General features: G+C 69.1%; 7 protein-coding genes. 5 read left to right on the forward strand and 2 right to left on the reverse strand.

The features are described from left to right. Window positions 1-5: 5 nt before the first annotated feature. Window positions 6-2,117: a M13 family metallopeptidase gene (locus FJU31_RS13105; protein ID WP_150455143.1), complete on the reverse strand. Its 2,112-nt coding sequence runs from the start codon at window positions 2,115-2,117 to the stop codon at window positions 6-8. Between the two features lie 287 nt (window positions 2,118-2,404). On the opposite strand from FJU31_RS13105, the gene FJU31_RS13110 reads away from it, so the two are divergent. Continuing rightward, window positions 2,405-5,356 carry a bifunctional diguanylate cyclase/phosphodiesterase gene (locus FJU31_RS13110; protein WP_246161336.1) on the forward strand — a complete coding sequence of 984 codons (2,952 nt, stop codon included), beginning with the start codon at window positions 2,405-2,407 and terminating at the stop codon, window positions 5,354-5,356. A gap of 105 nt (window positions 5,357-5,461) precedes the next feature. Here the strand turns inward: FJU31_RS13110 and FJU31_RS13115 are convergent, their stop codons facing one another. After that, on the reverse strand, window positions 5,462-6,343 hold the full coding sequence (locus FJU31_RS13115) for a LysR family transcriptional regulator (RefSeq protein WP_150455145.1): 882 nt from the start codon (window positions 6,341-6,343) through the stop codon (window positions 5,462-5,464). A gap of 95 nt (window positions 6,344-6,438) precedes the next feature. On the opposite strand from FJU31_RS13115, the gene FJU31_RS13120 reads away from it, so the two are divergent. The 4 genes from FJU31_RS13120 (at window position 6,439) to FJU31_RS13135 (ending at window position 10,096) form a co-directional block, all read left to right on the forward strand. After that, window positions 6,439-6,849: a DoxX family protein gene (locus tag FJU31_RS13120; RefSeq protein WP_150455146.1), complete on the forward strand. Its 411-nt coding sequence runs from the start codon at window positions 6,439-6,441 to the stop codon at window positions 6,847-6,849. Window positions 6,850-6,880: 31 nt separating this feature from the next. Beyond that, entirely contained in the window at window positions 6,881-7,687 is an 807-nt protein-coding gene (locus tag FJU31_RS13125) for a dioxygenase family protein (RefSeq protein WP_108767590.1), read from the forward strand. A 14-nt stretch (window positions 7,688-7,701) separates the two neighbouring features. Continuing rightward, window positions 7,702-8,337 carry an alpha/beta hydrolase gene (locus tag FJU31_RS13130; protein ID WP_223176412.1) on the forward strand — a complete coding sequence of 212 codons (636 nt, stop codon included), beginning with the start codon at window positions 7,702-7,704 and terminating at the stop codon, window positions 8,335-8,337. Window positions 8,338-8,446: 109 nt separating this feature from the next. Next, window positions 8,447-10,096 (forward strand): Na+/H+ antiporter, encoded by a 1,650-nt coding sequence (locus tag FJU31_RS13135; RefSeq protein WP_108767592.1) that lies wholly within the window; start codon window positions 8,447-8,449, stop codon window positions 10,094-10,096. Window positions 10,097-10,189: the final 93 nt, after the last annotated feature.

The following is a 10,189-nucleotide window of genomic DNA, read 5'->3' on the forward strand; positions in this document are numbered from 1 at the left end:
TCACATCACCACACCTTGACCCGCTTGTCCGGGGCCAGGTACAGCTTCTGGCCTTCCTTCACTTCAAACGCCGGGTACCAGGCGTCGATGTTGCGCACGGTCAGCGCACGGTACTGGCCCGGTGCGTGCACGTCGGTCAGCAGGCCGTTGCGCAGGGCCTGCTCGCGGCTCTTGCTGCGCCACGCCTGGGCGAAGCCGAGGAAGAAGCGCTGGTCTGGCGTGAAGCCTTCCAGGGTCTGGCCCGGCTTGCCCTGCAGCGACAGCTGGTAGGCATCGTAGGCGGTGCCCAGGCCGGCCACGTCGGCGATGTTCTCGCCCAGGGTCAGCTTGCCGTTGACGTGCACGCCGGGGAACGGCTCATAGCTGCTGAACTGCGCAGCCAGTGCATCGCCGGCGGCGTTGAACTGCTTGAGGTCCTCGGCCGTCCACCAGTTGTGCAGCTTGCCGGTTTCATCGAACAGCGCGCCGGCGTTGTCGAAGCCATGGCTGATCTCGTGGCCGATCACCGCGCCGATGGCACCGTAGTTCACCGCGTCGTCGGCAGCGCCGTCGAAGAACGGCGGCTGCAGGATCGCGGCCGGGAACACCAGGCGGTTTTCCAGCGGCACGTTCATCGCGTTGATGGTCTGCGGCAGCATCGCCCATTCGTTGTGGTCGACCGGCTTGCCCAGCTTGGCGACGTTGCGCGCGTACTCGAACTGCTCGGCCCGCTGCGCATTGCCCAGCGGATCGTCACGGCGGATCTCCAGGCCGGTGTAGTCGCGCCAGGTGTCCGGGTAGCCCATTCCCACGGTCAGGCCGGCCACCTTGGCCTTGGCGTGCGCCTTGGTCTGCGGCGACATCCAGGCCAGCGCGTCGATGCGCTTGGCGAAGGCGGCGATGATGTTCTTCGCCATCTCGTCCGCGCGTTCCTTGGTGCTGGCGTCGAAGTGCTTCTCCACGTAGCGCTTGCCGATGGCCTCACCCACGGCGTGGTTGGCATCGTCCACCGCACGCTTCCAGCGCTCGCTCTGCTGGGGGGTGCCGCTCAGCGCGGTGCCGTGGAAGGCGAAGCGGGCATCGGCGAATTTCTTCGGCAGATAGGCGGCGGCACGGTCCAGCGCGTGGAAGGTCATGTAATCCTTCCACACGTCCAGCGGCTCGGTGGCCACCAGCCTGGACAGGCCGGCGACGGCCTTCGGCTGCCACACGATGAAGTCCTGCTGCTGGCCCAGCTTGGCCGCGTCCAGGAACGCCGCCCAGTCCATGCCCGGTGCCTTGGCGTTGAAGTCCGCCTGCGTCCACGGGTTGGCACCCAGGGTCACGTTGTTGGTTTCTTCCTGGCTGGCGTGGGCCTGGGCGATCCTGGTTTCCAGCGCGAGGATGCGCTGCGCCTTGCCGGCCGGGTCGGCCACGCCGGCCAGCTGCAGCACCTGCGCGATGTAGGCCTGGTACTGCTTGCGCAGCTCGGCCATGCGCCCATCACCCAGGTAGAAATCGCGGTCGGGCATGCCCAGGCCGCCCTGCACCAGGTACGGCGCGTTGCGGTCCGGCTGCAGCATGTCCACCGACACCCACAGACCGAAGAGGCGGTCGGTGTAGAAGTTGGTGGCGTTGAGCAGGTCGACGTCGGCGCGCATGTCGCCACCCAGCGCACGTGCCAGGGCTGCCTTGTCGGCGATGCCGCCGATCGCGGCCAGCTGCGGCTGCACCGGGGCCAGGCCGCGCTTCTCGATGCCGGCCTCGTCCATGAACGCGGCGTAGTAGTCGCCGATCAGCTTGTCATCGCCGCTGGCCTGCGCATTGCCGGCCGCGCCTTCGAGGATCGCGCGGGTATCGGCCTGGGTCTTTTCGGCGATGACGTTGAAGCTGCCAAAGCGCGAACGGTCGGCCGGGATCTCGGTGTTCTTCACCCAGGTGCCGTTGGCGAAGCCGAAGAAGTCGTCGCCGGCGGCGATGCTGCGGTCCATGCCGCTGGCATCGAAGCCGAAGCTGCCCAGCATCGGCTTGGCCGGGGCAGGGGTGGCAGCGGCCGGCGCGGCGGTGCCGGCGGCCGGTTCGGCCGGGCGGTCGCAGGCGGCCAGGGACAGGCTGGCGACGATGGCCAGCGCCAGGGTGGGACGGCGCAGCTTGGACATGGACTTCTCTTGCAGCGGGAAAACCCCAAGTCTAATCCCCTGCGCATGTGCTGGCCGCTCCGCCACGGGGGCAGCGCTGTGCGCGATCTGGCTGAACACGCGCCGACGATCTTCACGCCGTCATCGACAGGGTGCATGCTGGGGGCTGCATGCCGGTGCAGCCGCGGGGAGGTGGCGCACCGGACAGACCCAGGCGTCAAGAATGCTGATCTGCGGCCGCTCTGGTCGGGGATGTGGAGGAATCGTTCGCGCATGAAGCCAGTCGTCTGCACAGGGAACACCGACCGATGCCAGCGTTGAAACGCGCGTTGGCCCGGCCGCTGCGCGCCATCACCTGGGGCGGCATCGCCGTGGGCGCGCTGCTGGCCGTGGTGCTGGCGGTGATGCTGGCCAACGACTACCAGCGCCGGCTGGAAGCCGCGCAGCGGCAGAGCCGTGCCATGGCCGTGGGCACCGAGCGGCTGCTGGCGATGGAACTGCGCAACCTGGAACGGGCCATGAGCGGCATCGCCGCCGATGCCGCCGAACTGTTCCGCAGCGTGCCGGGGCAGGCTCCGGCGCTGCTGGATGCGTCCATTGACGGTGTGCTGGCCCGCCACGCCGAACTGCACAGCATCGTCGTGCTCGATACCTTCGGGCGCGCGCTGACCGCCGGCAAGGGCGACCTGCAGCTGCCGCTGTGGACCGACCCGCAGCGGCGCGGGCAGGGCAGCGCGCTGTACCTCGGCCCGCCGCAGCAGGTCATCGATGGCAGCTGGGTGGTGCCGCTGGCGCTGCCGATGGCGGGCGACCGCTGGCTACTGGCGCGCCTGCGCTGCGACGAGCTGCAGCGCATTGTCAGTGGCCTGGACGTCGGCCCCCATGGACTGGTGTCGATCAGTGACCGCGATGGTGCCATGCTGGCACGGGTGCCGGACCCGCAGGCGACGGTGGGCCATCGCTATCACCTGCCGGGACGCGACCTGCTGGGTCGTGCTGCCGTGGTGGAACTGGGCAGCATCCCCGGCGCGGTAGATGGCATTCCGCGTATCTCCACCATCAGCACGCTGCAGCACAGCCCGCTGGCGGTGCAGGTCGGGTTGGCCGACGAGGATGTGCTGGCGCCCTGGTGGCCCTACCTGCAGGCAGCAGTGGCCATTGTGCTGGCCTACATCGCCGTGCTGCTGGTGCTGCTGTACGCGGTGCGCCGCAGCACCCGCAGCCATCAGTCGATGGCCGAGGAACTGCGCACCGGCAGTGCCGAACTTGCGTTGGCCAACCAGGTCGGACGCGTATGCACCTGGCACGTGGACGAGGATGCCGCGCAGCTGCACTGGTCGCCGCTGGCCCGCGAGATCTTTGGCATTCCGGCCGACTCGCTGCCTTTGTCCGACTTTTTCACCCGCGTGCACCGTGAGGACAGTGAGCGACTGCAGCGTGCGTTCGAGCAGTCCTTCGCCGGCAACGCGGTCCTGGACCAGGAGTTCCGGCTGGTGCTGCCCGGTGGCCAGGTGCGCTGGGTGGCCGCACGCGGCCAGCGGGTGGAAGTGGCCGACCGCCAGCGCCGCATGATCGGCGCGCTGACCGACCAGACCGAGCGCTACCGTGCGCGCGAACAGATGAGCCGCGCAGAGCGCCGCTTCCGCCTGCTGTTCGACCGCAATCCGGCACCGTTCTGGGTGTTCGATCCGAGCAGCCTGCGCTTTCTTGAAGTCAACCAGGCGGCTGTCGAGCAGTACGGCTACAGCCGCGAGGAATTCCTGCAGATGAGCATCCTCGACATTCGTCCGCGCGGCGGGTGGGACGAGGTGATGGGGGCCATTGCACGGGCACGCGTGGATGGACTGCCGGAGTCGACGGTACGCATGCACCGGCGCCGCGATGGCAGCGAGTTCGAGGTGCGCGCGCACCTGTCCATGCTGGATTTCGACGGCCGCCCGGCCTGCCTGGTGCTGGCCGAGGATGTCAGCGAGCGCCTGGCCTACGAGCGTGACCTGGCCTACCGCGCGCGGCACAACCCGGACACCGGCCTGCTGACCGTGCGCGCGCTGACCGAGCAGCTGGACGCACAGGAAGGCGGCTACACCATCGCCTATGTGCAGCTGCGTGGCCTGCAGCTGGTGGCCGATACGCTGGGCCGCGAGATCGGCGATGCGGTGCTGCAGTCGATGGCGCTGCGGCTGGGCGGGTTGGGGGCGCGCTTCGGTACGCTGGCCTTCCAGCCGGCCGAGGACTTCGTGCTGGCCATCGGTGGCGAGCACCCCGCGCAGCTTGCGCTGGATGACCTGCTGCAGATCGTCTCGGCACCGATGCGCGGCAAGGATTCCCTGCACCAGTTCGAACCGCGCATCGGCATGGCCGTGCATGTCGAGGGCGATGGCCACAGCGCCGAGCAGGTGATCGGTATGGCCGCGCAGGCCGCGCATGCCGCACGCGCCGAAGGCAACGTGGTGGCCTGGTTCGATAGCGCGGTGACCACCCGCCTGGCCGACCGCCTGCGCCTGGCCGCGCGCATCCATGCGGCCATCGACAGCGAATTCCAGCTGTATTTCCAGCCGATCCGCCATGCCAGCGACGGCAGCCCGGTGGCGCTGGAGGCGCTGCTGCGCTGGCCGCAGGCCGATGGCAGTTTCATTCCGCCCAGCGAGTTCATCCAGCTGTGCGAAGACACCGGTCTGATCCTGGCGCTGGGGCGCTGGGTGATCCGCGCTGCCGCACAGGCACAGCGGCGGCTGGTGGATGCCGGCTGGGGCGAGCTGTCGATCGCGGTGAACGTGTCGGCGGTGCAGTTCTTCAACAGTGACCTGGTGGCCGAGTTCACCCGCGCCCAGAAGGAGTTCGGCCTGGCCCGCGGCGCACTGCACGTGGAGCTGACCGAGAGCAGCCTGATGCGCAAGCCGGCGCAGGCGATGCAGACCATGCAGCGCCTGCACGAGCAGGGCATCTGCGTGTCGCTGGATGATTTCGGCACGGGTTACTCCAGCATGTCCTACCTGCAGCACCTGCCGCTGGACATCCTGAAGATCGACCGCAGCTTCGTGGCGGATGTGGAAACCAATCCGCGCAACGCCTCGATCTGCCGCGCACTGCTGTCGCTGGGCCACAGCATGGGGCTGACCATCATCGCCGAGGGCGTGGAAACACCGGGCCAGCTGAACTGGCTGGCCGCGCACGGCTGCGACCAGGTGCAGGGCTACCTGCTGGGGCGGCCGGCGCCGCTGGAAAAGATCATCGATTCGCTGGATGAAGTCGTCGCCTGACAGGTAGATCCGCCGGGCCATGCCCGGCGAGCGCGAAGCGCGGGAACGTCACGCGGCCCAACCCGGTAGCGCCGGGCCATGCCCGGCGAGCGCGAAGCGCCGGCGTCACACCCCCGCATCCACCAGATAATCAATGAAGCTGCGCACCTTCGGTGCCAGGTGGCTGCGGCTGGTGTAGACGGCAAAGATGCCGATCATGGGCACGTCCCATTCCGGCAGCACGCGCACCAGGCGGCCATCGGCCAGCGCGTCCTCCAGCAGGAAATCCGGCTGCAGGATCACGCCCATGCCGGCGATGGCCGCTTCGCGCAGCACGTCGCCGTTGTTGGCCTGCAGGATGCTGTTCACCGTCACCCGCGTTTCGCCGCCGGGTCCCTGCAGTGGCCACTGGTTGCCCGAGGCCCAGTAGCTGTAGCCGAGGCAGTCGTGCTGTTCCAGGTCCTGCGGGGTGCGCGGCGTGCCACGTGCGGCCAGATAGGACGGCGCAGCACACAGCGTGATGCGGGCCTGGCCCAGCCGCCGCGCGATCAGCGCCGGGCTCGGTTCGCGGGTGATGCGGATGGCCACGTCATAGCCTTCTTCCACCATGTCCACCAGGCGGTCGGACAGCGCCAGGTCCAGCTCCACCTGCGGGAAGCGCTGGCGGTAGCCGGCCAGCAGCGGGCCGAGGCGGGCGATGCCCCAGCTGACCGGCGCGTTGATGCGCAGCATGCCCGAGGGCTCCAGCGCCTGGGCGCCGATGCTCGCTTCCAGCGCATCGAACTCGGCCAGCAGGCGCACGCACTGCGCGTAGTAGGCCGCGCCCGCGCTGGTGGGGCTGACCCGCCGCGTGGTGCGGTGGAGCAGGCGGGTGGACAGGCGCTTTTCCAGCGCGGCCACCTGCCGGGTCACCCCGGCCGTGGACATGTCCAGCGCCTGGGCGGCGGCACTGAAGCCATTGCGCTCGACCACCGCCACGAACACACGCATCGCATCCAGGGTGTCCATTGTTTCGCCTTCTGCAACAAATACGGTCAGATCATCGTATTTATCGGCCCTGGTGAGCGCAATAAGCTGTGCTCACTCCTTCCGAGGTGCCTGCCATGTCTGCCCCTTCCCGTTCGTTGTCACCGCTCGCCCCCTATGCCGCCACCCTGCTGCGGCTGGCGCTGGGCGGCCTGTTCCTGGCCCACGGCCTGACCAAGCTGCTGGTGTTCACCCCGGCTGGCACGGCGGCCTATTTCCAGTCGCTGGGCCTGCCCGGTGCGCTGGGCTATATCACGATTGTTGCCGAACTCGGCCTGGCCACCGCCCTGCTGCTGGGCATCTACGCGCGCTGGATCGGCCTGCTGGGCGTGCCGCTGCTGCTGGGCACCATCGTCACCGTGCACGGCGCCAACGGTTTCAGCTTCGCCAACAGTGGCGGCGGCTGGGAATACCCGGTGTTCTGGGCCGTGGCCCTGGTCGTGCTGTTCCTGCTGGGCGATGGCCGCTGGACCCTGCGTTCGCGCTGATCGCCCCCTGAAAGAATTCCTGGAGGTTCCCATGTCCCGCCTGCCTTCGCTGTACATCTCCCATGGTTCGCCGATGACCGCCCTGCATCCGGGCCAGGTCGGCGTGCGCCTGGCCGAGCTGGCCCGCGACCTGCCGACGCCGCGCGCGATCGTCATCGCCTCGGCGCACTGGCTCGCCCGCCAGCCGCTGGTCGGCACGCACCCGCAGCCGCCGACCATCCATGATTTCGGTGGTTTCCCGCGCGAGCTGTTCGAACTGCAGTACCCGGCCCCGGGCGACCCGGCGCTGGCCGAAGAAGTCGCCGGCCGCATCGCCGCCGCCGGACTGCCGGTGGCCATCGACCCGCAGCGCGGCCTCGACCACGGCGCGTGGGTGCCGCTGCGCATGCTGCGCCCGCAGGCCGACATTCCGGTGGTGCCGGTGTCGATCCAGCCGATGCTGGGCCCACAGCACCAGTACGCGCTGGGCCGCGCGCTGGCACCGCTGCGCGAGCAGGGCGTACTGCTGATCGGTTCGGGCAGCATCACCCACAACCTGCACGACTGGCGCGATTACCAGGACGGCAAGGAAGCCCCCTATGTGCGCCCCTTCATCGAATGGGTGGAGCAGCGCCTGGCCGCCAACGATCGCGACGCGCTGTTCGACTACCGCCGCCAGGCACCGTTTGCCGAGCGCGCGCATCCCACCGATGAGCACCTGCTGCCGCTGTACTTCGCGATGGGCGCAGCAGGCGAGGGTGGCTTCGGTGCGCAGCGCATCGATGCGGGCATCGACGCCGGCATGCTGGCGATGGATATCTACCGCTTCGATGGCAGCGCTGCGGCGGTGGCCGCATGAGCGCGGAGCTGCCTATGCTGGAGCGCCCGGCGCAGGGCACCGCGCAGGGGCTGGTGGTGCTGCTGCATGGCGTGGGCAGCAACGAGCAGTCGCTGGCCGGCCTGGCCCAGGCGCTCGATCCGCGCCTGCACGTGCTGCTGCCGCGCGGGCCGCTGGTGTTCGGGCCGCAGGCGTTCGGCTGGTTCACCGTGCGCTTCGGCGCGCAGGGGCCGGTGATTGACCCGACTCAGGCCGAACAGTCGCGCCTGCTGCTGGGCGAGTGGCTTGCGGCGCAGCAGCAGCGGCTCGGCGTGGACGCGCGGCAGACCGTGCTGGCCGGCTTCAGCCAGGGCGGCATCATGAGTGCCAGCGTCGCCCTGACCCAGCCGCAGCGGGTGAAGTCGTTCGGCGTGCTGTGCGGGCGCATCCTGCCGGAGATCGCCCCGCACGTGCCGGCCGACATCGCCGATGCCGGGCTGGACGGCCTGCTGGTGCACGGCTACGCCGACGACAAGCTGCCGTACACGCTGGCCGAATCCGCCGCCGCGCGCCTGCAGGCGCTCGGCGTGGCCCACCAGCTGCGTGGCTACCCCGTTGGCCACACGCTGTCGGCGGACATGCAGCGGGACATCAGCGGCTGGATCCAGCAGCGTTTGCTGTCGCTGCCCTGACGCGCATTCACACAGCGGGCCGCAGCGACGGCCTGCTGTGTTAACTTTTTTCCAGTCTCCGGCGCACACCGGTTTTTCCGGGCCCCACGCGCCGCTTCCTGGAAGAAGCATGCACACCATCGAAGTCGTCCTGGCGATGCTGGTAGCCGTTGTCGCCAGCGGTTACCTGGTTCGCGTCCTGCCATTCTCATTGCCCCTGCCGCTGGTGCAGATTGCGCTGGGCGCGGTCATCGCCGGCGTGTTCAACCGCGGCCACGCGCTGGAACCGGAAGTGTTCTTCCTGCTGTTCCTGCCGCCGCTGCTGTTCCTCGATGGCTGGCGCATTCCCAAACAGGGCCTGTTCCGCGATAAAGGCGCGATCCTCGAACTGGCCTTCGGCCTGGTGGTGTTCACGGTCATCGGCGCCGGCCTGCTGATCCACTGGATGATTCCGGTGATGCCGCTGGCGGTGTGCTTCGCGCTGGCCGCCATCGTCTCGCCCACCGACCCGGTGGCTGTCGGTGCGATCGCTGCCAAGGCGCCCATTCCCAAGCGCCTGATGCACATCCTGGAAGGCGAATCGCTGCTCAACGATGCCTCCGGCCTGGTCTGCTTCCGCTTCGCCGTGGCCGCGGTGATGACTGGCAGCTTCTCGCTGGCCACCGCCTCGCTGACTTTCCTGTGGGTGGCCGTGGCCGGCCTGGCGGTGGGCGTGGCAGTCACTCTGGGCGTGTCCACGTTCCAGCGCTGGCTGTGGCGCCGCTTCGGCGAAGAGCCCGGCGCGGCGATGCTGGTCAACCTGCTGATCCCGTTCGCGGCCTACCTGCTGGCCGAAGAAATCCACGCCTCGGGCATCCTCGCCGCAGTCGCCGCCGGCATCGCGATGAGCTACGTCGAGCTGACCGGCCGCGTGTCGGGCAGCATGCGCGTGCAGCGTGCGGGCGTCTGGAACATGCTGCAGTTCAGCTTCAACGGCATCATGTTCGTGCTGCTGGGCGAGCAGCTGCCGGGCATCGTCGAGCGCGCCACCACCACCATGAACGAGACAGGCCACCAGAGCGCCTGGTGGCTGCTGGTGTACGTGCTGGTCATCAATGCCGCACTGATCGCGCTGCGCCTGCTGTGGGTGTGGCTGTCGCTGCGCTGGAACCTGCTGCGCGCGCGCCGCCGTGGCCTGGAGCGGGGCGAGGCCCCGAACTGGCGCATCGTGGTGGCGACCTCGGTGGCCGGCGTGCGTGGTGCCATCACCCTGGCCGGCGTGCTGACCCTGCCGCTGTTCCTGCCTGATGGCAGCGCCTTCCCGGCGCGTGACCTGGTGATCTTCCTGGCTGCGGCGGTCATCCTGTTCTCGCTGGTCGGCGCCAGCGTGGCGCTGCCGCAGCTGCTGAAGGGCCTGCAGCTGCCGGCCGATTCGGGCGAACGCAAGGAAGAGGACCTGGCCCGCAAGCTGTCCTCCAAGGCCGCCCTGGCCGGGGTGGAGCGCATGCGCCAGCAGCTGGTGATGAACCAGAACACCGAGAACGTGCAGCTGTACAACGACGCGGCCTCGCGGGTCAGCCTGCTGTACCAGCGCCATCTGGAAAAGGACAGCGACGGCCCCGACGTGGACCCGGAGAAGGTGAACCGGATGGAGCAGGGCTACCGCCAGCTGCGCAGTGCCGGCCTGAACGCCGAGCGCGAGGAGCTGTTCCGCCTGACCCGGCGCGGGGTGATCTCAGACGAGATCTCGCGGCGCCTGATCCGCAACCTGGACCTGCTGGAATCGCGCAAGCGCGATTGACCCTGCCCTGAAACGTAGAGTCGAGGGGGGGGGGGGGGGGGGGGGGGGGGCACCCCACCCCCCCCCACAAAGACCAGCCCACCACGCCGGGGG

This window comes from Stenotrophomonas cyclobalanopsidis, from assembly GCF_008710035.1.
GTDB lineage: Bacteria > Pseudomonadota > Gammaproteobacteria > Xanthomonadales > Xanthomonadaceae > Stenotrophomonas > Stenotrophomonas cyclobalanopsidis.